Origin of the sequence: Pseudomonas sp. PDM31, from assembly GCF_019218965.1 — a bacterium.
Taxonomy (GTDB): domain Bacteria; phylum Pseudomonadota; class Gammaproteobacteria; order Pseudomonadales; family Pseudomonadaceae; genus Aquipseudomonas.
On the sequence record NZ_JAHUWS010000009.1, the window covers coordinates 40,786 to 62,210 of the forward strand.

25 protein-coding genes and 1 pseudogene are annotated in these 21,425 nt (G+C 59.1%); 12 read left to right on the top strand and 14 right to left on the bottom strand.

Features of this window, described 5'->3' with window-relative positions; genetic code table 11:
- Positions 1-76 precede the first annotated feature (76 nt).
- The 7 genes from KW839_RS18165 to KW839_RS18195 all read right to left on the bottom strand — a co-directional run bounded on the left by KW839_RS18165 (position 77) and on the right by KW839_RS18195 (position 5,589).
- On the bottom strand, positions 77-418 hold the full coding sequence (locus KW839_RS18165) for a ribonuclease E inhibitor RraB (protein WP_060541568.1): 342 nt from the start codon (positions 416-418) through the stop codon (positions 77-79).
- 210 nt (positions 419-628) lie between these two features.
- Complete coding sequence (locus KW839_RS18170) at positions 629-862, bottom strand: hypothetical protein (RefSeq protein ID WP_060541567.1); 234 nt, start codon at positions 860-862, stop codon at positions 629-631.
- Positions 863-1,070: 208 nt separating this feature from the next.
- Positions 1,071-1,946, bottom strand: a complete 876-nt coding sequence (speE, locus tag KW839_RS18175) for a polyamine aminopropyltransferase (protein WP_218425101.1) — start codon at positions 1,944-1,946, stop codon at positions 1,071-1,073.
- A 253-nt stretch (positions 1,947-2,199) separates the two neighbouring features.
- On the bottom strand, positions 2,200-2,391 hold the full coding sequence (locus tag KW839_RS18180; protein WP_060541565.1) for a PLDc N-terminal domain-containing protein: 192 nt from the start codon (positions 2,389-2,391) through the stop codon (positions 2,200-2,202).
- Between the two features lie 81 nt (positions 2,392-2,472).
- Positions 2,473-3,003: a hypothetical protein gene (locus tag KW839_RS18185; protein WP_218425102.1), complete on the bottom strand. Its 531-nt coding sequence runs from the start codon at positions 3,001-3,003 to the stop codon at positions 2,473-2,475.
- Positions 3,004-3,135: 132 nt separating this feature from the next.
- Positions 3,136-3,654, bottom strand: coding sequence for an ankyrin repeat domain-containing protein (locus tag KW839_RS18190; RefSeq protein WP_218425103.1), 519 nt, complete (start codon positions 3,652-3,654; stop codon positions 3,136-3,138).
- 96 nt (positions 3,655-3,750) lie between these two features.
- The gene (locus KW839_RS18195; protein WP_218425104.1) at positions 3,751-5,589 is read right to left on the bottom strand and encodes a long-chain-acyl-CoA synthetase; all 1,839 of its coding nucleotides are present in this window, start codon (positions 5,587-5,589) and stop codon (positions 3,751-3,753) included.
- A gap of 342 nt (positions 5,590-5,931) precedes the next feature.
- On the opposite strand from KW839_RS18195, the gene KW839_RS18200 reads away from it, so the two are divergent.
- Positions 5,932-6,207 carry a DUF3509 domain-containing protein gene (locus tag KW839_RS18200; RefSeq protein ID WP_060541561.1) on the top strand — a complete coding sequence of 92 codons (276 nt, stop codon included), beginning with the start codon at positions 5,932-5,934 and terminating at the stop codon, positions 6,205-6,207.
- Between the two features lie 155 nt (positions 6,208-6,362).
- On the opposite strand, the gene mtnC is transcribed toward KW839_RS18200, so the two are convergent.
- The 5 genes from mtnC to aroC are packed head-to-tail and all read right to left on the bottom strand — an operon-like array spanning position 6,363 to position 10,497.
- The gene (gene mtnC, locus KW839_RS18205) at positions 6,363-7,046 is read right to left on the bottom strand and encodes an acireductone synthase (RefSeq protein WP_060541560.1); all 684 of its coding nucleotides are present in this window, start codon (positions 7,044-7,046) and stop codon (positions 6,363-6,365) included.
- A gap of 4 nt (positions 7,047-7,050) precedes the next feature.
- A complete protein-coding gene (locus KW839_RS18210; RefSeq protein ID WP_218425105.1) occupies positions 7,051-7,596 on the bottom strand; it encodes an acireductone dioxygenase in 546 nt (181 codons plus the stop codon).
- Positions 7,597-7,608: 12 nt separating this feature from the next.
- Complete coding sequence (locus tag KW839_RS18215) at positions 7,609-8,229, bottom strand: methylthioribulose 1-phosphate dehydratase (RefSeq protein ID WP_060541558.1); 621 nt, start codon at positions 8,227-8,229, stop codon at positions 7,609-7,611.
- The gene (locus KW839_RS18220; RefSeq protein ID WP_218425106.1) at positions 8,226-9,377 is read right to left on the bottom strand and encodes an MFS transporter; all 1,152 of its coding nucleotides are present in this window, start codon (positions 9,375-9,377) and stop codon (positions 8,226-8,228) included. Before KW839_RS18220 ends, KW839_RS18215 begins: the two co-directional genes overlap by 4 nt.
- Positions 9,378-9,405: 28 nt before the next feature.
- A complete protein-coding gene (aroC, locus tag KW839_RS18225; protein ID WP_095059105.1) occupies positions 9,406-10,497 on the bottom strand; it encodes a chorismate synthase in 1,092 nt (363 codons plus the stop codon).
- A gap of 83 nt (positions 10,498-10,580) precedes the next feature.
- Between aroC and KW839_RS18230 the strand changes: the two are divergent.
- Together KW839_RS18230 and KW839_RS18235 are read left to right on the top strand one after the other, a co-directional pair.
- Positions 10,581-11,580, top strand: a pseudogene (locus KW839_RS18230) (alpha/beta hydrolase).
- A 98-nt stretch (positions 11,581-11,678) separates the two neighbouring features.
- Positions 11,679-12,467, top strand: coding sequence for a hypothetical protein (locus KW839_RS18235; RefSeq protein WP_218425108.1), 789 nt, complete (start codon positions 11,679-11,681; stop codon positions 12,465-12,467).
- 112 nt (positions 12,468-12,579) lie between these two features.
- On the opposite strand, the gene prmB is transcribed toward KW839_RS18235, so the two are convergent.
- Positions 12,580-13,488, bottom strand: coding sequence for a 50S ribosomal protein L3 N(5)-glutamine methyltransferase (gene prmB, locus KW839_RS18240; protein ID WP_218425109.1), 909 nt, complete (start codon positions 13,486-13,488; stop codon positions 12,580-12,582).
- 239 nt (positions 13,489-13,727) lie between these two features.
- Between prmB and KW839_RS18245 the strand changes: the two genes are divergently transcribed.
- The 7 genes from KW839_RS18245 to KW839_RS18275 all read left to right on the top strand — a co-directional run bounded on the left by KW839_RS18245 (position 13,728) and on the right by KW839_RS18275 (position 18,930).
- Positions 13,728-14,318 carry a cysteine hydrolase family protein gene (locus KW839_RS18245; protein WP_060541552.1) on the top strand — a complete coding sequence of 197 codons (591 nt, stop codon included), beginning with the start codon at positions 13,728-13,730 and terminating at the stop codon, positions 14,316-14,318.
- A gap of 132 nt (positions 14,319-14,450) precedes the next feature.
- Positions 14,451-14,771, top strand: coding sequence for a hypothetical protein (locus KW839_RS18250; RefSeq protein WP_060541551.1), 321 nt, complete (start codon positions 14,451-14,453; stop codon positions 14,769-14,771).
- A gap of 98 nt (positions 14,772-14,869) precedes the next feature.
- Positions 14,870-15,427: a Smr/MutS family protein gene (locus tag KW839_RS18255; RefSeq protein ID WP_060541550.1), complete on the top strand. Its 558-nt coding sequence runs from the start codon at positions 14,870-14,872 to the stop codon at positions 15,425-15,427.
- A 78-nt stretch (positions 15,428-15,505) separates the two neighbouring features.
- A complete protein-coding gene (folE, locus tag KW839_RS18260) occupies positions 15,506-16,051 on the top strand; it encodes a GTP cyclohydrolase I FolE (protein WP_060541549.1) in 546 nt (181 codons plus the stop codon).
- 104 nt (positions 16,052-16,155) lie between these two features.
- On the top strand, positions 16,156-16,527 hold the full coding sequence (locus tag KW839_RS18265; RefSeq protein WP_218425110.1) for a glutathione S-transferase N-terminal domain-containing protein: 372 nt from the start codon (positions 16,156-16,158) through the stop codon (positions 16,525-16,527).
- Positions 16,528-16,888: 361 nt separating this feature from the next.
- Positions 16,889-18,238: an NCS2 family permease gene (locus KW839_RS18270; protein ID WP_218425111.1), complete on the top strand. Its 1,350-nt coding sequence runs from the start codon at positions 16,889-16,891 to the stop codon at positions 18,236-18,238.
- A 65-nt stretch (positions 18,239-18,303) separates the two neighbouring features.
- On the top strand, positions 18,304-18,930 hold the full coding sequence (locus KW839_RS18275) for a LysE family translocator (RefSeq protein WP_218425112.1): 627 nt from the start codon (positions 18,304-18,306) through the stop codon (positions 18,928-18,930).
- A 229-nt stretch (positions 18,931-19,159) separates the two neighbouring features.
- Here KW839_RS18275 and uraH read toward each other — a convergent pair whose 3' ends face one another.
- On the bottom strand, positions 19,160-19,513 hold the full coding sequence (gene uraH, locus KW839_RS18280) for a hydroxyisourate hydrolase (RefSeq protein WP_008031462.1): 354 nt from the start codon (positions 19,511-19,513) through the stop codon (positions 19,160-19,162).
- 431 nt (positions 19,514-19,944) lie between these two features.
- Between uraH and puuE the strand changes: the two genes are divergently transcribed.
- Positions 19,945-20,871 carry an allantoinase PuuE gene (gene puuE / locus KW839_RS18285; RefSeq protein ID WP_218425113.1) on the top strand — a complete coding sequence of 309 codons (927 nt, stop codon included), beginning with the start codon at positions 19,945-19,947 and terminating at the stop codon, positions 20,869-20,871.
- Positions 20,868-21,383 carry a 2-oxo-4-hydroxy-4-carboxy-5-ureidoimidazoline decarboxylase gene (gene uraD, locus KW839_RS18290; RefSeq protein ID WP_218425114.1) on the top strand — a complete coding sequence of 172 codons (516 nt, stop codon included), beginning with the start codon at positions 20,868-20,870 and terminating at the stop codon, positions 21,381-21,383. Before puuE ends, uraD begins: the two co-directional genes overlap by 4 nt.
- Positions 21,384-21,425: the final 42 nt, after the last annotated feature.

The following is a 21,425-nucleotide window of genomic DNA, read 5'->3' on the forward strand; positions in this document are numbered from 1 at the left end:
GCGATCTTTTGCTCATAAACGAAAACGGCCAACCCAAAAGGTCAGCCGTTACTGATGCCTGCTACTGTTCATAAGCTTATGCGAGTCGCCCTCGTACCTCCTGTTTCACTCCCCAGCCTTCGATGATGCCGCCCAGTGGCTCGACCACAGCTTCGAACCCCTGCTCGAAATCGCCGATGTCGTCGTAGGTGGCATACATGACTTTGCTCAACTCCAGCGCCCAGGCGCCGTCATCACGCACACTGATCTGTGCATTCAGCGATTCACCACGGTAATGCCCTGCCGCCCTGCGTGCCCGCTCCTCGTCCGGGAAAATGGCGTAGAACTCGATGGGATGGAACCGGGAAAAGTCAAAACCGCCTTCTTTCATGCGGCGCAGCACGCTGCTGCTGATGTCTTCTTGATAGGCTGTGCTCATGAAACGTCCTCCTCAAATGATGGATAGACTTTCCGTACTCCCTGCGCCCGCAACCGAACGGTGCGAGCGACGGCAACCGATGTGCCGGCGGGAAACAAGCATGGAGCTACAAGACCAGACCTTAGCGATTCATTCGCTGATCTCGCTTGCAGAGTAGCCTCAAGTTAGAGCGTCTGCCAAGGTCTGGGCGTGAATGTCGCAAGAGTTGAATCAGACGGGAGTGATTCCGAGGATTTGAATGCTGTTCTGGGACTTGAGACTTTTGACGCTGGCGTCAGCGGTTCGCCCTTCCAGATCGTTCAGATCCAGTTCGGCGGCAACAGGAAGGAGCCGGGCCTTGATGAGTTTGGCAGCGAGCTCATTATCCGGGCACTCGTCGCACTCAAAGACTTCGTCGACAGTTTCACCGTGATCATCCACGAAAGTGATTTTCCACTTTTGCATCGCAGCCTCCTAGATAAAACCCATGGGTGGGCTTACATGAATCTCGACCTTGATAGGTGGCTAAACGTTCCGCTGGATCAATTGAACTGAGGATAAAATCAATGTGGGAGCGGGCTTGCTCGCGAAGGCGGTGTGTCAATCGACCTATCTATCGACTGACACACCGCCTTCGCGAGCAAGCCCGCTCCCACAAGGGTCACGCATGACTTCAGTCGTTACTTGGCTTGTTCACGGCCTGCAATACGTATTGCGGCAAGGCGAAGGCGCCGATGTGGATCTCCGGATTGTAGTAGCGGGTGACGATACCGCTGCCGATGAAGCGCTGCTGCAGGGTTTCACGGGACAGCTTGCGATAAGCGGTATCGGTCGCACCCCAGGCAAAGGTCATCGAGCCGCCAATGTAGGTCGGCACGGCAGCCTGGTAGAAGTGCCAGTCCGGGAACAGGCTGTGCAGGCGACCGGCGGTGGTTTTTACTTCCTCGATCTGCATGAACGGCGTGCCGTTCTGGGTCACCAGGATGCCGCCTTCGTTCAGGCAGCGATGGCAGGCCTGGTAAAAGTTTTCCGAGAACAGTACTTCGCCCGGGCCGATCGGGTCGGTGGAGTCGGAAATGATCACGTCGAATTTTTCAGTGGTGGTGGCGACGAAGCGCATGCCGTCGTCGATCACCAGGTTCAGGCGTGGATCATCGAACGCGCCATTGGAGTGGTTCGGCAAGAACTCCTTGCACATATCGACCACGGTGCCGTCGATCTCGACCATGGTGATGTGCTCGACGCCGCCGTGCTTGGCCACTTCACGCAACATGCCGCCGTCACCGCCACCGATGATCAGCACGCGCTTGGCTGCGCCATGGGCGAGGATTGGAACGTGGGTCAGCATCTCGTGGTAGATGAACTCATCGGCCTCGGTGGTCTGGATAACGCCGTCCAGCGCCATCACCCGGCCCATGCGCGGGTTTTCGAAAATCACCAGGTGCTGGTGTTCGGTGCGCACTTCGTGCAGCAGTTTTTCCATGCGAAAACGCTGGCCGTAGCCTTCGTAGAGGGTTTCCAGGTAGTCGCTGGCAGGGATGTTGCTCATGGGAAGTGCTCCGATGAATGCGGGAGGCAACGGACGGTTACCCGCCCATGATGGCCAGTCGATCGGATCGATTGGCCGGGAAAGGCGCGCATTCTACGTCGCCGGACATGACAGGTCGAACCTCAGTTGTCCGGCTTGCCACAATCCCCTGTAGGAGCGTGGCTTGCCCGCGATACAGGCGCCATGGTCTGTCAGGTACACCTGTGATCCCATCGCGGGCTTGCCACGCTCCCACAGGTTCAGTGTCGCTTGTCTAGACCCGCACATTCCCGCGCGGCCCGGCAATGGCCCAGATGATCAGCCCCAGCACCGGCAGCAGCGCGATCAACAGTACCCAGAGGACTTTGGCCCCGGTCCCGGCACTACTTTTGAACACGTTGATGATCGCCCAGATATCCAGGACGAAAATGATCAATGCAACCAGACTGTTGAACGTGGAACCCATGGTGTCGCCCCTAAGAGTGGAAATCCCTCTTAGGATAGACGGTCATCGCCAGGGTTCCGTTTTATTGCCAGCATTTTGCTTTCAGACGTGGATCGCCACTTTCAGGGCTTCCAGGGAGGGTGCTGTCGCGATACCGACCTGGGCACAGAGTTCCAGCACCCGTGGCACGTCGTTGCCGAAGACCAGCACCACCTGCAACTCGTCATCGAGCAGATGACTGAAGTTCATCAGCGTGTAACCGCCGTTTTCCTTGTTCAGGCTGCTCATCTGCACCTGAATGCGATTGAGAGCAGTCAGGGCTTCAGTCTTGGCCAGTTGCTTGGGCTTGAGATTGAAATCGACGCCCGGGCCGAACGAGGCAACGATCTGCGCGAACAGGTCCGTGTAGGTATCGGCCTGAAACAGCACGGTCTCCGGCAGGCTGCCGACCACGACCCATTCACCCAGCGGGATCGGGAAGCTGTCGTCGTAGTTGATGTCCGGGTTGGCGGCCAGAAATGCGTCGGCGTCGGCGTACGCCTGGGCGGCTTCGTCGGCGACCTTGAGAATTTCGTCATCGCCCATGCACCCGGAGCTGATTTTGCTGATGAGTTCGACGAGTGCGGCTTTCATGGGGCGAATCCTGTGGAGAGGTCATTTTGAGGGCGCGAAGGATAGCGCATTCGTGGGCTGTGTGCTGAGGCTGGCATGACCTGTGGCAAGCCCCCTCACCACAGGCACACCCTCTCCCGACAGGACGCTGCTTCAGCCAGCCAACTTCTCAAGCTGCGCCACGGTATCGACAGCGCCCATGGTCCTGGCCGCATCCAGGGCGGTAATGCCATTGGCATCCTTGGCCTGGGCATCGGCACCTTTGCTGATCAGGTAGTCGACCACTTCGACGCGGTTGAACATCGCCGCCATCATCAGCGCCGTGCGGCCGTCGAAAGACGAACCTTCTACCTGCGCCCCACCTTCGACCAAGGCCTTGATCACTGCCAGGTCGCCCTTGAAAGCGGCGCCGGCGATCGGGCTCTGGCCATTGTCGTTACGGATTTCCGGGTCGGCCTTGTGCTCGAGCAGGACTTTCACCGTTTCCACATGACCGTGATACGCGGCCAGCATCAGCAAAGTGTCGCCCTTGTGGTTGCGCAGGTTCGGCGGCAGCCCCTTGGACAGCAGCGCTGCCATCATGGCCGCATCGCCCTCGCGCGCCTTGTTGAATACCTGTTCGGCAAATTCGGCAGCTTCCTCGGGGGTCATCTGGCGGCTTTTATCTGACATTGGACACTCCACGTTCTGTCATTCGCAAAGCCGACAGTTTCCCGAGTGGCCCGGGCACTGTCACTTGTTTTTTCTCTTGGGCGGTCATAGCCATGTTCAATATCGGTATTTGCCGCTGTGAATGTCCGCCAGCAACTGCCCGGTCACCTGAACGTAAGTATGAGTGCCCGGCAACCAGGCGTAGATCGGGTCATCGCCGGTCCTGTCCGGATCGAACGCCTCGTCCTTGAGCCGGGTTTTCTGGTACTTGAAGGTCCCGGTGGTGTCCATCTTCACTTTCACCCGCAGGAACAACGGCACGGCATAGGCCGGCATCTGTTGCCGGGCGAAGGCCAGCAGCTCGCTGAAATCCAGGGTCGCCAGGGACTCGGCGGGCGTGATGGCGGCCATCCCGGCGCGGCCATTGGTGTTGCGAATTTCCACGCCATAGGCCACGGCCTCGCAAATATGCGGGTGCTGCAAGAGGATGTTCTCAACCTCGGTGGTCGAAACGTTCTCCCCCTTCCAGCGATAAGTGTCACCCAGGCGATCGACGAATTGCGCATGACCGAAGCCGATGTTGCGTAGCAGGTCGCCGGTATTGAAATAGCGGTCGCCCTTTTCGAACACATCGTGAAGCACGACCCTGGCGGTTTTCTCAGGGTCGGTGTAACCGTCCAGGGGGGCCTTTTCGTAGATTTTCGCCAGCAACAAGCCTTGCTCGCCCTTGGCAACCTTGCGCAGCAAACCCTTGGCGTCGCGAAGCGGCTCACCACTGTCATGGTCATACGCGACCAGTTCCCATGACATCAGGGAAAAGCCGATGGTGTTGTCGAAATTCAGAATGTTGGTAAAACCGATGTTGCCGTCACTGGCGGCGTACAACTCGCAGATATGGTTCACCGCAAAACGGGTCTTGAACTCGTTCCAGGCGCCGGGACGCAGACCGTTGCCGACCATTTTCTTCACACCATGACGGCTGTCTTCGGCGCTGGGCGGTTGATCCACCAGATAACGACATAACTCGCCAACGTAACCGATGGTAGTTGCCCGATATTTGCGCACGTCGCCCCAGAACCGGCTGGCGCTGAACTTGCGACGGATGGCGAACCCGGCCGCACCGCTGACGGCCGCCCCCCAGCAGACGCACAGGCCGGTGGCGTGATATAGCGGCAAGGGGCAATAGACGACATCGTCGGCGCGCATATCCAGGGCGATCATGCCAAAGCTTGCCGAGCTGCGCATCCAGCGGCCGTGCTTGAACACGCCGGCCTTGGGCAATCCGGTGGTACCGGAGGTGTAGATATAGAAGCAGGGGTCGTCGAAGAAGATCTGCTGGCTGCTGACCGGATTGTCGCTGGATTGGTCGATGCTGGCGGACATCAGATTGACGAAGCCGTCCGGAGCAATGCCTGGCTGGCGGGAGGTGTCCAGATCGGCGACAAACCAGGTGCGCGACGACTCGATCGATACGCGCTCGCGCACCGCGAGAAACGCCGGGGCCAACTCCTCTCCGACGACGATCGCCACCGGCGCCACCAGGTTGAGGCTGTGTACCAGGGTGTCACGGGTTTGCGAGGTGTTGAGCAACGCACTGATCGCGCCGACCTTGGCCACAGCCAGGATAGTCACCAACAGCTCCGGGCGGTTTTCGATGAATACCGCCACCACGTCGCCCTTGGCGATGCCTTGGCTGATCAAGTGATGGGCGATGCGATTGGCCCATTGATTGACCTCGCCATAGCTGAGTATCACATCGTCCTGCAACAGTGCCGGCCCCTCGGGGTTACGCAAAACGGCCTGCTCGAAACTCCAGCCCAACCCACAGGGTTGGGCGGGATCCTTGACGTTGGCGACCTTCATGCCCCTCACCACTCGGGGAATGGCTTTGGCGATGGCTGGCAGCTTGCGCAGCATCATGCCCCAGGTGATGGTGTCGTGCGACGTGCGACTCATGTTGCTCCCGTTGGTCTTCTTATTGTCGGGCGGCGATGACTTGCCTCGAAAATACGTCAACGGTTCTTGAGCTGTACACGCGGTTTTTGAAATGTTTTGTATCCGCAGCAGCTACCTGTCGATTGGTAAACCCTGCCTGGCGAAAGGTTCCATCAAAACGCCGAACGACCCCGCAAAATGCAGGATGCACGATGGCCATTCATGCAGATTGCACGAAATCAAAAAACTTCTCTATTTGTAAGTATCTGATTTTATTAGCATTTTTATAGGAGTCGATACTGGCACAATCACTGCAACCCTCTGTGCATGCTTGCCATTCAAGTACTCACGGAGCTGATAGACATGAGCCTGATTCAAGAAAAATTTTCGTCCTTGTTCTCCAACTTCAAAGTCACCACCCAGGCTCGACCTGACGGCGGGATTCTGCTGACGCTCAGTGCCGAAGGCAGGACCTTCAAACGCTCGATTTCCTACCAGCAATTGCACAATGGTGACCAACTGACGTGGGTTATCAGCGCAATTCGCCGCGACCTTGCCGAACAGGCCAGCGAGTTGCCGCAAATCTCCATGCTGCAAAGCCAGCAACGGTTTGCCCTGCCGACTTATCACTCGCTGTAAACCCGGAATCTGTCGCATGCCCTCTGTGGGAGCGAACCTTTGTGGCGAGGGGGCTTGCCCCCGTTGGACTGCGCAGCAGTCCCATTTTCTGGGGCCGCTTCGCGACCCAACGGGGGCAAGCCCCCTCGCCACAAAGGTTCGCTCCTACGGGGGGATTAGATCGCCGCAGGATCGATCCGGGCAAAGCTGTCCACGGTTACATGCCCCGCCAGCTCACCGCCCTCGCGGGCCAGGCCGCAGGTGGCCATGCCTGCCAAACGCGCCGCATCCAGCTCCTCGACGATATCCGACAGGAACAGAATCTGCCCCGCTTCGACCTTGATCGCCTGGATAATGTTGGCGTAGGACTGTGCCTCGCGCTTGGGCCCGGAAGTGGTGTCGAAATAACCGCTGAACAGCGGCGTCAGATCGCCCGCCTCCGAGCAACCGAAAATCAGGCGCTGGGCCTGGATCGAGCCCGAGGAATACACGAACAGCTGATAGCCGTCCTGGTGCCAGCGCTTGAGCGCATCCACTGCATCCGGGTACACATGCCCTTTCAACTGCCCGGCCTGATAACCCTGCTCCCAGACCATACCTTGCAACGCCTTGAGTGGCGTGGCCTTACGGTCTTGGGCAATCCAGCCCAGCAGGATCGCGATCACCCGCTCGACGTCGGCGTCCGGTTCATTGCTATCGCGGCGCACGGCCGCCAATTGCTCGGCCACGTCCGCACGCTCGGCGTTCTGGCGGATGAAATCCGGCAGGTGGCTGGCGGCATAGGGGAACAACACGTCGAAGACAAAACTCACCGCGCTGGTGGTGCCCTCAATGTCGGTGAGAATCGCTTTGATCGGCATCGGTTCAGTCCTCAAGACGCGGGAAACGCCCGGCGATGTCTTCGCCGGTGAAGTTGGCGACCCAGCCATCCGGGTTGTTGAACAGCCGGATCGCGATGAAATGCGGGTGCTCGCCCATGTCGAACCAGTGTCTGGTCCCGGCCGGGACCGAGATCAGATCGTTCTTCTCGCAGAGAACCGCGTAAACGTAATCTTCGATGTGCAGGGTGAACAAGCCACGGCCGGCGACGAAAAACCGGACTTCATCTTCACCGTGGCGGTGCTCTTCAAGGAACTTCGCGCGCAATTCGGCTTTTTGCGGGTGATCGCTGTTGAGGCTGATCACGTCGACCGTGATGTAGCCGCGCTCGGTCATCAGCTTGTCGATCTGCTCTTGATAAGCTGCGATCACTTCTTCCTGAGTGGCCCCCGGCTGAAGTTTCGTCGCCGCTTGCCAGCGGTCGAAGCGCACGCCCTGCTCGGCCAGGGTCGAGGCGATGTCTTCGTAATGGGTCAGCACCTTGTTGGGTATTTCAGGGCTCGAAACGTGATAAACGGACAGGCTGCTCATCAGGGCAACTCCTTAACGGTTTGAGAGCGAGCGGGTTTTCAGCTCGCACTCGAACAAAAATTCAAAGGCCTCGATCTGCCGCAGCGCATCACTCATGCGCGCGCCCCAGGTGTACAGGCCGTGGCCGCGGATCAGATAGCCGACGCAATCGGGATGGGCTTCAAGCCAAGGCTGCACCTTGGCGGCGAGGCGCGCAATGTCCTGATCGTTGTCAAAAATCGGTACCCGCACCGTCGATTCGTGGGTCGACACGCCGCTAAACGCTTTTTGCAACTCGTAGTCTTCGAACTCGATGAAATCTTGCGGCGTCAGGCGCGACAGCACCGTGGCGTTGACCGAGTGGGTGTGCAGCACTGCGCCGATCTCCGGGCGCCAGCTGTACAACTGGGTGTGCAACAGGGTTTCGGCGGACGGTTTTTTGCCCGGCTCCAGGCTGTTGCCCGAAAGGTCGGTGGCCAGCACATCGTCCTTGCCGAGCTGGCCCTTGTGCTTGCCGGACACGGTCAGCAAGGCTTCGGTCGGCGACAAACGGGTGGAATAGTTGCTACTGGTGGCCGGCGACCAGCCGCGACCATACAGAAAACGCCCGGCGTCGATGATTTCCTGGGCGAGGTGTTCACGGGTAAGGCTCATGGCCTGTCCTCTTGCATACATGTGGCAATGATAACGGCAGCCGCGACAGCTGCGAGACTGGCAATACTAAAGGTCAATGCGGCCCCGAGGGCGTTCCAGCTGTAGCCGGAATATAACGCGCCCAACGCACCGCCTGTGCCGGCCAAGGCGGCATACAACGCCTGACCCTGGCCTTGCTGGCGCGCACCGAAGCTACGTTGCACGAAGGCAATGGCAGCGGCGTGAAAGCTGCCAAATGTCGCCGCGTGCAGGATCTGGACACACAACAGCACCCAAAGAAATTCTGCGAGCGAACCCAGCAATAGCCAACGTACCGCCGCCAGCACAAAGCTGGCCATCAGCACCCGGCGCAGCGAGAAGCGCGCGAAGATCCGGCTCATGGCCAGGAACATCAGGACTTCGGCGACCACGCCGACCGCCCAGAGCATGCCGATCACGCCCCTGCTGTAACCCAGGCGCTCGAGGTGCAAGGTCAAAAACGTGTAATACGGCCCGTGACTCATCTGCATCAATGCCACGCAGCCGTAGAACGCCAGCACGCCGGGGTTGCGCAGCTGCTTGAGAAATCCTTCGCCGGCCACCCGGTTGCCCGGTGCGGGCTGGGCGTTCGGCACCCACAGGCTGCTCAGCACAATGCCGGCCATGATCAACACCAGCGCCGCCGGGTAAATGTCCAGGCTCAGCCGTTCGAACAGGCGGCCCAGGGCAACCACGGTGATGATGAAGCCGATCGAACCCCACAGGCGAATCTGGCTGTAGCGCGAGGTCTGGCCTTGCAGATGTGCCAGGGTGATGACTTCGAATTGCGGCAACACGGCGTGCCAGAAGAACGCATGCAAAGCCATGACCATCGCCAGCCAGGCATAGCTCTTGCTGACGTAAATCAGCGAGAAGGTCAGCAAGGTGCACACTGCGCCAAAGCGCACGATGGCCAACCGCCGACCGGTGTAGTCGCCCAGCCAGCCCCAGATGTTCGGCGCCACGCAGCGCATCAGCATCGGGATCGCCACCAACTCGCCGATGCGCGCGGCGGAAAATCCCAGGTGATCGAAATACAACGCCAGAAACGGCGCCGTAGAACCGAGCAAGGCGAAATAGAACAAATAGAAACTGGAGAGCCGCCAGTACGGCAGCGCCGCCGCAGCCATCAGGCTGCAGCAGCTGAGAGGTCAGCCATTAAAGCTGACCCAGAACCGGCGTGCTCACGCGCACATCGGCGTTCTGCCCGCGGTGGCGCAGCAGGTGGTCCATCAGCACAATCGCCATCATCGCTTCGGCGATCGGCGTGGCGCGGATGCCGACGCATGGGTCGTGACGGCCCTTGGTGATCACTTCCACCGGGTTGCCGTGAATGTCGATGGAACGGCCCGGCGTGGTGATGCTCGACGTTGGTTTCAGCGCCAGATGCGCCACGATCGGCTGACCGGAAGAAATGCCACCGAGGATGCCGCCGGCGTTGTTGCTGAGGAAACCTTCGGGCGTCATTTCATCGCGATGCTCGGTGCCGCGCTGGGCGACGCTGGCGAAACCGGCGCCGATTTCCACACCCTTGACTGCGTTGATGCTCATCAGGGCATGGGCCAGCTCGGCATCCAGACGATCGAAAATCGGCTCGCCAAGGCCAGGCATCACGCCTTCGGCGACCACAGTGATCTTCGCACCGACCGAATCCTGGTCACGGCGCAGCTGGTCCATATAGGCTTCCAGCTCTGGCACCTTGTCCGGATCGGGGCTGAAGAAGGCATTCTCTTCGACCGAATCCCAGGTCTTGAACGGGATTTCAATCGGGCCGAGCTGGCTCATGTAGCCACGAATGACAATGCCCTGGCTGGCCAGATACTTCTTTGCAATTGCGCCAGCAGCCACACGCATGGCGGTTTCACGGGCCGAACTGCGGCCACCGCCGCGATAATCGCGCTCGCCGTATTTATGGTGATAGGTGTAGTCGGCATGGGCCGGACGGAACAGATCCTTGATCGCCGAATAGTCCTTGGACTTCTGGTCGGTATTGCGGATCAACAGGCCGATGGCGCAGCCGGTGGTGCGACCTTCGAACACGCCGGAAAGGATTTCAACTTCGTCGGCTTCCTGGCGCTGGGTGGTGTGGCGGCTGGTGCCGGGCTTGCGCCGGTCGAGGTCGCGCTGCAGATCCTCCAGGGATATCTCCAGCCCCGGCGGGCAGCCATCGACAATGGCGACCAACGCCGGACCATGGCTTTCGCCAGCGGTGGTGACAGTGAATAGCTTGCCGTAGGTATTGCCGGACATGCAGGACGCTCCGTGAAATGAACCTGAATACGTAATGCGCGCCAGTATACGCAGGCTACCCAAGTAGTTCATCCTCGAACCTTATGGGTGCCTGTGAGTCCAACGGGCATCTTTGTGAATGATGGCCTGATGATGCTGCGAGTTTTAGCCTTGAGCCTTACCCTTATCAGCGGCTTCGCCCAGGCAACTGTCCTGCAGCGGCCGATCACCCTCAACACCGGCACCGGCGAGCTTTTCGGCTCATTGCTGCTACCCAAATCCGACAAGCCTGTGCCGGTTGTCCTGATCATTTCCGGCTCCGGCCCGACCGATCGCGACGGCAACAACCCCGACGGCGGGCGCAACGACAGCCTCAAGCGCCTGGCCTGGGTGCTGGCCAAACACAACATCGCCAGCGTGCGCTATGACAAACGCGGTGTCGCGGCGAGCCTGGCAGCGACGCCGGATGAACGCAACCTGAGCGTGGAAGCCTATGTGGCCGACGCCCAGGCCTGGGGCCACAAGCTCAAGGCTGATCCGAGATTCGACAAACTGATTGTGCTCGGCCACAGCGAGGGCGCCTTGATCGCCAGTCTCGCGGCACCCGATATCGATGCTGGCGCAGTGATTTCCATGTCTGGCAGTGCCCGGCCGGTCGCTGAGGTATTGCGCCAGCAACTGAGCAATCGCCTGCCACCGCCGCTGATGCTGCGCAGCAACGAATTGCTCGACAGCCTCAAGGCCGGCAAAACCGACGACAACGTGCCGCCGCAATTGCAGGTGATTTTCCGCCCGAGCGTACAGCCGTACCTGATTTCACTGTTTCGTCAGGATCCGGCCGCAGCGTTCGCCAACCTGAAAATGCCCGCCCTGATCATTCAGGGCAGCAATGACATTCAAGTCGGAGTGAATGACGCCCGCCTGCTCAAGGCCGCGAAACCGGACGCCGAACTGGCGCTGATCGAAGGCATGAACCATGTATTGCGAATTGTGCCCAATGACGTAAAGCGCCAGTTGGCCTCTTATAAAGATCCACAATTGCCCCTCGCAGCGGAACTGGGCGCGCGAATCATCGGGTTTATTGACGGACTTCGCACCAGTTAAGCCCGGCAACCCTCCAGTACTGAAAAAAACGGCCGATAAGCCTTTGTCGCCAGCGCACTGGCTGGCGACGAGCAGAGCTTGGACAGGATCTCGCCGTTATGACCGATACCCAGACTTCACCCGACACCAGCGCTGTACAAGACGCACCGACAGCGGTCGAGCTGCCCTGGGCGGACGTCCACGTCGAGCACCACAAGATGCTCCGCCTGGCACCGTTGCAGACCGACCGCAACACCGGTGGACGCCCCTTGCGTTTTGTCGAATTTGGCTATGCCGAACGCAATGACAAGCAGCACAGCCTGATGCGCATGAACATCACGCTGCCCGGCCAGCGCGTGCGCAAGGAACAGAATCATCTCGATGTGTGGGTCGATCACAGCGAAAAAACCGTGCATTTCGGTCCTGACAGCGGGCTGCAGGTCGAGCCACTGAACCGGGGTATCGGACGTTTCCTGACCGCCCAGGGCATCAACTGGGCGAAGAAGCGCTGGCCCGGCTATACCTTCAACGGTGCCGACCTGAACAACAAGGACGCACTGAACGAAGACACGCGCTTGCGCCGCGATCACTTTTTGCAAGCCCATGGTTTCGAAGTGGCCTACGCCGATGCCCAGCATTTGAAGGGCAGCGTCAAAGCCGTGCAGGTCGGTGACCTGACAGGTGACTGGAACACGGAGAAACTGCAGGTCGTGGAAATTCTCGAAGCGGCGCAGATGCTCCAGCAGGCCGAGCAGAATCTGGCCGAGCAGGAAGTCAAACTCAAGAAACACGAAGAGAAAGTCAGCAAGTACAAGCGTGAAGACGCCGGGCTGCGCTTTACCATCACTTGCCTGGTGGCGTTTGCGGTGTTTCAGGCGGGCTTGCTGATCTGGATTGCCACGCACTGATGATCTTTTGCAGGAGCGAGCCTGCTCGCGATGGACGTTAACGATTACGCGTGTTATCTGGATAAACGCGGTGGTCTTGCGTCCATCGCGAGCAGGCTCGCTCCTACAGGGGTCAGACGCGCGAAGCGAACAGCGCCTGATGATTTCGACACTGCTCGGCGGTCAGCATGAACACCCCATGCCCGCCTCGCTCGAAGTCCAGCCAGGCGAAGTCTACTTGCGGGTACAACGCCTCGACATGAACCTGGCTATTGCCCACTTCAACGATCAGCAAGCCCTTCTCGGTCAGGTGATCGGCAGCTTCGGCGAGCATGCGCCGCACCAGGTTCAAGCCGTCATCACCGCAGGCCAGGCCCAGCTCCGGTTCGTGCTGGTATTCGTCCGGCATGTCGGCGAAATCTTCCGCATCGACATAAGGCGGGTTCGACACGATCAGATCGAAACGCTGGCCGGGCAAGCCATCGAAACCATCGCCTTGTACCGTAAACACCCGTTCATCGACGCCATGACGCTCGATGTTCTGGTTGGCGACCTCCAGCGCTTCGAAAGACAGGTCCGCCAATACCACCTCTGCGTTCTGGAACTCGTAGGCGCAGGCGATGCCGATGCAACCGGAGCCGGTGCAAAGGTCGAGAATCCGCGCCGGCTCGGCACCCAGCCAGGGTTCGAAACGTTTTTCGATCAGTTCGCCAATCGGCGATCGCGGGATCAGCACACGCTCGTCGACAATGAACGACATGCCACAGAACCAGGCTTCGCCCAGCAGGTAAGCTGTAGGTACCCGCTCTTCGATGCGGCGCTTGAGAAGAAGCTGCAGGTGTACCAGTTCATCTTCTTCAAGGGTACAGTCGAGATAACTGTCGGCGATTTCCCACGGCAAGTGCAACGCACCCAACACCAGTTGACGGGCTTCGTCCCAGGCATTGTCGGTGCCATGGCCAAAAAACAGATCCTCCCCATGAAAGCGGCTGACGGCCCAACGGATATGGTCGCGCAGGGTACGAAGGCGGGAAGTGATCACAACGGCAAGCTCCAGAAAAATCGACTGGCAATTCTACCAGTCAAACGCCGTCACGACGACGCAGGAAAAGCTTTGGGATGAATGTAGGAACTATCCGATTATTCTGCCGGCTATTGAACAATGCGTAACAATTGACAAGGCTACCTGGCAGAAACCGCATCATCTACGTTCGTAGCGATTCACAGAATCGTTCAGCCAGAGGACAATGCCTCAAAAGCCCCACTCCAAGGAGCCCCAGAATGTCCGTTCCAAAAACGATGTTTCAACTCAGCGGCCGCGGTTATGCAGCAGCCAACCTGAGCCAAGCGACGCTGGTCATCATCGATGCCCAGAAGGAATACCTCAGCGGGCCACTGGCCCTGACCGGCATGGACGCTGCCGTCGCGAACATCAAACAGTTACTCGCTGCTGCCCGCGCCGCCGGCCGGCCGATCGTGCACATCCGCCACCTTGGCACGCTGGGCGGGATGTTCAACCCACAGGGCGTAGGCGGTGAGTTCATTGCGGGTGTGGAGCCGCAGGGTGACGAAACCGTCATCGGCAAATTGCTGCCCAGCGCATTCCACGGCACCGAACTGGCAAAACTCCTGGAGGACCTGGGCGCACTGGACTTGATCGTCTGCGGCTTCATGAGCCACTCCAGCGTCAGCACCACAGTACGCGCGGCCAAGAACCTGGGCTTCCGTTGCACCCTGGTGGAGGACGCCTGCGCCACGCGCGATCTGCCTTACAAGGGCGGCGTCCTGAGTGCCGAACACGTTCACCAGACCGAAATGGCGATCATGGCAGACAACTTCGCCACCCTCGCCACGACCGGTGAATTGGTCTGATTTGCATCTTGATGAGCGGCCAATATCGCCGCTCATCCGCTAAAGCCTCTCGTTTGCTGTAATTGTCTTAGCCTCAGGAACATCCCGGTCAACTTCCGGTCGAAGGGCCGATACCCATTGAGGAAGGTCGGAATGAAGTTATCCGATGGTTTTGACGCTCGCCGCTTGCGGCCCAAAGGCCAAAGCAACTGGCGTTTTCGAATCGGCGCGGCATTCGCGGCGCTGCTGGCGACCTGTGGTGTGCTGCTCGCCATGGCCGGCGCCGCCAGCCTGTTCGGTCACGTCCCGGCGCTAGGTGAACTGAATACCAGCCGCGCAGGCGCTGGGGTCATTCTGGCGCTGGGCCTGTTCGTGCTGTACATCGGCGTATGGCTGTGGCGCCGCTGCCGCCGCCGCTCGCGCCAGTCGCGGGCACTGGCCATGTCTCCGCACCTGATGAAAAAACACGACTGAAGCAAACGACACAACCAATGGCGTGCAAACGCCACGCAGTTTGTTGCGCCCCAATTGTCTCGACTTGGGTAAACTGGCCGCCCTTCGCGGAGGCTGACATGCAAGACGACGATTTTTCCTTATTCAAAAGCGCGATCCAGGGCGTCAAGCCCATCAAGCACGATCGCGCCGAAACCGGCAAACCCAAGGCTGACCGCGCGCAGATCGCCAAGCTGCGCCAGGCCGCCACTGTGCGCACAGATGCCACCACCGTTGACGGCTTGTCCGATCAGTTCGTCATCGACGTCGGCCCCGAAGACGAATTGATGTGGGCACGCGATGGCGTTCAGGAAAGCCAGATGCGCAAGCTCAAGATCGGTCAGATTCCGTTCGAAGGCAGCCTCGACCTGCACGGTATGACGGTGGAGAAGGCCCGGGAAACCCTCTGGGCGTTCCTGGCTGAAGCAACCAAATTCGAAATCCGTTGCGTGCGCGTCACCCACGGCAAGGCGGTGCGCCTGGACGGTAAACGGCCGATGATCAAGAGCCACGTCAATACCTGGTTGCGCCAGCATCCGCAGGTACTTGGCTTCACTTCGTGCCAGGCCAGACATGGCGGCGCCGGAGCGGTTTATGTGATGCTCAAACGCACCATGATGGAAGGACGCGACGAGTAAAGCTGATGCGCCGCGCTTGCAGCGCCGTGTCCACCACCGTACCCTTGCCCTTTGCGAAAAAATCCCACAGGTAGTTTCATGTCCCTGGAACAGAATTACACCGCGATTCTCGGCCAACTGGGCGAGGACGTCTCCCGCGAGGGCCTGCTCGACACGCCAAAGCGTGCAGCCAAAGCCATGCAGTACCTCTGCCGCGGCTATGAACAGACATTGGAAGAAGTCACCAACGGTGCCTTGTTCAGCTCCGACAACAGCGAAATGGTGCTGGTCAAGGACATCGAGTTGTACTCGCTGTGCGAACACCACCTGCTGCCGTTCATCGGCAAGGCCCACGTCGCGTACATTCCAAGCGGCAAGGTGCTGGGCCTGTCCAAGGTTGCGCGCATCGTCGACATGTACGCCCGCCGCCTGCAGATCCAGGAAAACCTCAGCCGCCAGATCGCCGAAGCAGTCCAGCAGGTGACCGGTGCCCTGGGTGTTGCCGTGGTGATCGAGGCCAAGCACATGTGCATGATGATGCGCGGTGTGGAGAAACAGAATTCGTCGATGATCACCTCGGTGATGCTCGGTGAGTTCCGTGAGAACGCCGCGACCCGCAGCGAATTCCTCAGCCTGATCAAGTAATTCGCGTCACGAAGAAAACCGGCATTCATCGCCGGTTTTTTTTCGCCCGCGAAAAATCAGGTAAGCTGCGCCCCCTTCTCAATCTGCACCGTGAGGCTTTCAACGTGTTCGTAAAAGCGCTTCGAGTCGGCCTTGGCCAACTGATCATCTTTATCGACTTCCTGACCCGCCCAGGCAAGAAGCAGCGCCCTGCGGCTGCCCAGGCCCAGGTCGAATCCGCCGCCAAGGATCTGACCCTGTATCAATTCCACGCCTGCCCGTTCTGCGTGAAGACCCGCCGCACCCTGCGCCGCCTGAATGTGCCGGTGGCACTGCGTGACGCGAAAAACAACGAACAGGATCGCCAGACCCTGCTGGAACAAGGCGGCAAAATCAAAGTGCCGTGCCTGCGTATCGAAGAAAATGGCCAGACGACCTGGATGTATGAGTCCAAGGTGATCATTGATTATCTGGATAAGCGATTTGCGGCAGTCTGAGATTTTTCGGTGTAGCTGATGGCCTCTTCGCGGGCAAGCCCGCTCCCACAGTGATGTGCGGCGCTCGCAAAACCTGTGGGAGCGGGCTTGCCCGCGATGAGGCCGGTGCAGGCACCGCAAACTTCAGACAAAAAAAACCGGCCTTCGCGCCGGTTTTTTTGTCCCATATATCCCTATTTCCAAACTTTTCGTAAGCAGAATAGAAAACATTATTTGCTTTCTTTGTATACAAAAGCATAATCCACTTCGTGCGAGTTCCTGACCAACCGGTCAACAAATTCGCAAGTGCCTCAATGGGCCGCTGCCACCCTCATGGGTCCGGTCCTGGAAATAACAATAAAACTCTTGAGGAGTACTCGCTGTGGAAAGCCGCAAATCCGATGCATCGACGCTGGAACTCTCGCCGCCATTGCGCAATGGCTTGCTGGAACGCCTGTTCAAACTCAGCTTGCATGGCACCACGGTGAAGACTGAGCTGATTGCCGGTCTGACAACCTTCATCACCATGGCCTACATCATTTTCGTCAACCCCAACATCATGGCCGACGCCGGCATCGATCACGGTGCGGCCTTCGTCGCCACCTGCATCGCCGCCGCGCTGGGTTGCCTGTTGATGGGCCTGTATGCGAACTGGCCAGTCGGCCTGGCTCCAGGCATGGGGCTCAATGCGTTCTTCACTTACACCGTGGTAGGCACCATGGGCTACAACTGGGAAACCGCTCTGGGTGCGGTGTTCGTTTCCGGTGTGCTGTTCATGATCCTGACGTTTTCGCGGATTCGTGAATGGCTGCTCAACAGCATTCCGGTCAGCCTGCGTTACGCCATGGGCGCCGGCGTTGGCCTGTTTCTCGGGCTGATCGGCCTGAAAACCGCAGGCATCGTCGTCGATAGCCCGGCGACCCTGATCAAGCTCGGTTCCCTGCGCGAACCCGGCCCGCTGCTGGCTGCCGTGTGCTTCCTGATGATCGCTATCCTCAGTTATCACCGGGTGTTCGGCGCAATCCTGATCAGCATTATCACCGTGACTCTCGCCGGCTGGGGCCTGGGCCTGGTGCACTATGAGGGCATCATGTCGGCACCGCCGAGCCTGGCTCCGACCTGGATGGCCATGAATGTCGCCGGCGTGTTCAATGTCAGCATGATCAGCGTGGTCCTGGCATTTCTCTTTGTACACATGTTCGACACCGCCGGCACCTTGATGGGCGTTGCCCAGCGTGCCAATCTGGTAGGCGCTGACGGCCGCATCGAAAACCTTTCGCGTGCCATGAAAGCCGACAGTGCATCCAGCGTATTCGGCGCCGTGGTCGGTGTTCCGCCGGTCACCAGCTATGTGGAAAGTGCTGCTGGTGTTGCTGCGGGTGGTCGCACCGGTCTTACCGCCGTCACTGTTGGCGTGCTGTTTATCGCAGCCATGTTTTTTGCTCCACTGGCAGGAATGATTCCGGCCTATGCAACCGCTGGCGCGCTGATCTACGTGGCGATGCTGATGATGGGCGGCATGGCCCACATCGAATGGGATGAAGCGACCGACAGCATTCCGGCAATCGTCACAGCGATCATGATGCCGCTGACCTTTTCGGTCGCCGACGGCATCGCACTGGGCTTCATCACCTACGTGGCGTTGAAGGCCGGCACTGGCAAGTACAAGGAAATTTCCGTCAGTCTGTGGGTGCTCTGCGCGATCTTCATCGCCAAGTTCATCTTCTTGTAAGCCATCAAGGCTTGAAAACAGCCTCACCCCATCGGGTGAGGCTTTTGTGCAAATGGAGGAAAGTGATGAGTCTGGAAACCTGGCTGCTGTTCAGCGGCGCTGCGCTGATAGTGATATTGATCCCGGGCCCCCTGTCTTTGCTGATGATCAGCAACAGCCTGAATTACGGCCTGCGCCGTTCCTACCCGGCCTTTCTGGGCGGAGTGTCGGCCTCGATCTGCCTGCTCAGCGCTTCGGCGCTGGGCCTGGGTGCGTTGTTGCTGGCCTCGGAGCAGCTGTTCAGTGCCTTGAAAATCCTCGGCGCGCTGTACCTGTTCTATCTCGCGTGGCAAAGCTGGCAGCAGTCACGCCTGCCCGCCCATGGCGCGCAAGTACCACAGGCTGCGCCGGTGCCACACTTTCGTGCGCTGTTCGGGCGCGCGTTCATGCTGGGCGCGAGCAATCCCAAAGACATTCTGTTCTTTGCCGCTTTCCTGCCGCAGTTCCTGAGCGCCGAGCAGCCGTTCCTGCCGCAGTTGCTGGTGATGATTGTGACCTGGACCGTGCTCGATCTGCTGTGCAAGCTGGCCTACGGCCTCGGCGCCCATGGTGCGGCGCGGTATCTGCGCAGCGGCAAGGGACAGAGCTGGTTCAACCGGATCAGTGCCGGGTTGTTCGGTGGCGCGGGGGCGGCGTCTCTACTTAGCCGCTAAAAGCCTGAAGCTAAGCGCTTCGCGAGCAAGCCCGCTCCCACAGTTGATTGTCAGCGAACATGGTATTTGCGTTCGAGGGTGATCCAGTGTGGGAGCGGGCTTGCTCGCGAAGACGGCTTCACAGACACCAGTTTTCTCCAGACGAAAAAAAGCCCGCAGTGTGAGCGGGCGAAAGACCAAAGAAGCTATATGCGCAGTCGCTTCCAGGCTGAGGCAGCTGCTTGGGGGATCAGCTGCCGCGATAGGTGGAATAGCTGTAAGGCGAAATCAGCAATGGCACGTGGTAGTGATCCTGCTCGGCGGATATGCCAAAGCGCAGCACCACCACATCCAGAAATGCCGGTTCCGGCAGTTGAACGCCCCGGGCGCGGTAATAATCGCCAGCGTGAAACTGAACCTGATAGACCCCGGTACGGTAGTCATCACCTTGCAGCAACGGCGCATCGACCCGACCATCGCTGTTGGTGATCGCGCTGGCGACCAATTCCAGCTGCGAGCCTTCAACGCGGTACAACTCGACCTTGATCGAGCTGCCCGGGCAACCGTGTGCTGCGTCCAAAACGTGTGTAGTCAAACGTCCCATTGATTCTGCGCGCCTGCCTGCATGGAGCAGTCAGACCTCGCGCCTCCCGAAGTCAGTTGAAAAGGAGACCGCACCGATTCGGAGCACGAAAAGCTGCGGCGAGCGACTGATTAAGACATTTTCCATAAAAATTGTACACAATAAAAACGACATTTTTCCCACCTCTCCAGCCATCGGTCCATTTATCACCCATCTGAAGCCAAATCTGACCGCAGTTACACCTCTTATTCAGGCGCTGACCGTTCAGGCAGATTTATTGCAGACCTATGCGCATAACAGCAAAAGATGACAGCTGGTTAAAAATGCGAAAATTCAGGCTTACAAAGTGAATATAAAGTTGTATACAATCACTCCATCGCTGTGACGCCAGCCTTTCAATTACTTCAGGCGCGCCACACAACCTGTCAACACGAACAAGAAGGAAGACTGCAGTGAGCGCTGACTACCCACGCGACCTGGTCGGTTACGGCAGTAACCCTCCGCACCCACACTGGCCTGGCAATGCCCGCATCGCACTGTCCTTCGTGCTCAATTACGAAGAAGGTGGCGAGCGCAATATCCTGCACGGCGACAAAGAGTCCGAGGCCTTCCTCTCGGAAATGGTTTCCGCCCAGCCGCTGCAAGGCGCACGTAACATGAGCATGGAATCGCTCTACGAGTATGGCAGCCGCACCGGCGTCTGGCGGATTCTGAAACTGTTCAAGGAATTCGACATTCCACTGACCGTCTTCGCCGTGGCCATGGCCGCCCAGCGCCACCCGGACGTGATCCGCGCCATGGTCGATGCCGGCCACGAGATCTGCAGCCACGGCTACCGCTGGATCGACTACCAGTACATGGACGAAGCCGAAGAGCGCGAGCACATGCTCGAAGCGATCCGCATCCTCACCGAAATCACCGGCGAGCGCCCGTTGGGCTGGTACACCGGCCGCACTGGCCCGAATACCCGACGCCTGGTGATGGAGGAAGGTGGCTTCCTCTACGACAGCGACACCTATGACGACGACCTGCCCTACTGGGAACCGAACAACCCGACCGGCAAGCCGCACCTGGTGATCCCGTACACCCTGGACACCAACGACATGCGCTTCACCCAGGTGCAGGGCTTCAACAAGGGCGACGATTTCTTCGAATACCTCAAGGATGCGTTCGATGTGCTGTACGCCGAGGGCGCCGAAGCACCGAAGATGCTGTCGATCGGCCTGCACTGCCGATTGATCGGCCGTCCGGCGCGACTGGCTTCGCTCAAGCGCTTTATCGAATACGCTAAAAGTCATGAACAGGTGTGGTTCAGCCGTCGCGTCGACATCGCACGCCACTGGCAACAAACCCACCCGTACCAAGGGGCCGCCAAATGAGCACCTTTCAAAGCCTGAAACCCTCGACCCTGAGCCGCGACGCCTTCGTCGCAGCCTTCGCCGACATCTACGAACATTCGCCATGGGTAGCCGAAAAGGCTTTCGACCTGGGCCAGGATGCTTCGATCGACCAGATCGAAACCCTGCACCAGCGCATGAGCGACATCCTGTTGAGCGCTGATCACGCCAGCCAGCTGGCCCTGATCAACGCTCACCCGGACCTGGCCGGCAAAGCTGCCGTCCAGGGCGAGTTGACCGAAGCCAGCACCAATGAACAGGCTGGCGCCGGTATTCACCAATGCACGGCCGAAGAGTTCCAGCGCTTCACCGAGCTGAACGACGCCTACAAGGCCAAGTTCAAGTTTCCCTTCATCATGGCGGTAAAAGGCAGCAACCGGCATCAGATCCTCGCGGCGTTCGAAACGCGCATCCACAACCCGGTCGACACCGAGTTCAAATGCGCGCTGGCGGAGATCAACAAGATCGCCCTGTTCCGTTTACTGACCCTATAGCGAGCCTGGCCCTGCGAATTCATGAACGTCGAAATCGACCAG

Coding starts and splice junctions, on each gene's coding strand:
- KW839_RS18165 (WP_060541568.1), bottom strand. CDS start 418: ATGAGCACAGCCTATCAAGAAGACATCAGCAGCAGCGTGCTGCGCCGC.
- KW839_RS18170 (WP_060541567.1), bottom strand. CDS start 862: ATGCAAAAGTGGAAAATCACTTTCGTGGATGATCACGGTGAAACTGTC.
- speE (WP_218425101.1), bottom strand. CDS start 1,946: ATGAGCAACATCCCTGCCAGCGACTACCTGGAAACCCTCTACGAAGGC.
- KW839_RS18180 (WP_060541565.1), bottom strand. CDS start 2,391: ATGGGTTCCACGTTCAACAGTCTGGTTGCATTGATCATTTTCGTCCTG.
- KW839_RS18185 (WP_218425102.1), bottom strand. CDS start 3,003: ATGAAAGCCGCACTCGTCGAACTCATCAGCAAAATCAGCTCCGGGTGC.
- KW839_RS18190 (WP_218425103.1), bottom strand. CDS start 3,654: ATGTCAGATAAAAGCCGCCAGATGACCCCCGAGGAAGCTGCCGAATTT.
- KW839_RS18195 (WP_218425104.1), bottom strand. CDS start 5,589: ATGAGTCGCACGTCGCACGACACCATCACCTGGGGCATGATGCTGCGC.
- KW839_RS18200 (WP_060541561.1), top strand. CDS start 5,932: ATGAGCCTGATTCAAGAAAAATTTTCGTCCTTGTTCTCCAACTTCAAA.
- mtnC (WP_060541560.1), bottom strand. CDS start 7,046: ATGCCGATCAAAGCGATTCTCACCGACATTGAGGGCACCACCAGCGCG.
- KW839_RS18210 (WP_218425105.1), bottom strand. CDS start 7,596: ATGAGCAGCCTGTCCGTTTATCACGTTTCGAGCCCTGAAATACCCAAC.
- KW839_RS18215 (WP_060541558.1), bottom strand. CDS start 8,229: ATGAGCCTTACCCGTGAACACCTCGCCCAGGAAATCATCGACGCCGGG.
- KW839_RS18220 (WP_218425106.1), bottom strand. CDS start 9,377: ATGGCTGCGGCGGCGCTGCCGTACTGGCGGCTCTCCAGTTTCTATTTG.
- aroC (WP_095059105.1), bottom strand. CDS start 10,497: ATGTCCGGCAATACCTACGGCAAGCTATTCACTGTCACCACCGCTGGC.
- KW839_RS18235 (WP_218425108.1), top strand. CDS start 11,679: ATGACCGATACCCAGACTTCACCCGACACCAGCGCTGTACAAGACGCA.
- KW839_RS18245 (WP_060541552.1), top strand. CDS start 13,728: ATGTCCGTTCCAAAAACGATGTTTCAACTCAGCGGCCGCGGTTATGCA.
- KW839_RS18250 (WP_060541551.1), top strand. CDS start 14,451: ATGAAGTTATCCGATGGTTTTGACGCTCGCCGCTTGCGGCCCAAAGGC.
- KW839_RS18255 (WP_060541550.1), top strand. CDS start 14,870: ATGCAAGACGACGATTTTTCCTTATTCAAAAGCGCGATCCAGGGCGTC.
- folE (WP_060541549.1), top strand. CDS start 15,506: ATGTCCCTGGAACAGAATTACACCGCGATTCTCGGCCAACTGGGCGAG.
- KW839_RS18275 (WP_218425112.1), top strand. CDS start 18,304: ATGAGTCTGGAAACCTGGCTGCTGTTCAGCGGCGCTGCGCTGATAGTG.
- uraH (WP_008031462.1), bottom strand. CDS start 19,513: ATGGGACGTTTGACTACACACGTTTTGGACGCAGCACACGGTTGCCCG.
- uraD (WP_218425114.1), top strand. CDS start 20,868: ATGAGCACCTTTCAAAGCCTGAAACCCTCGACCCTGAGCCGCGACGCC.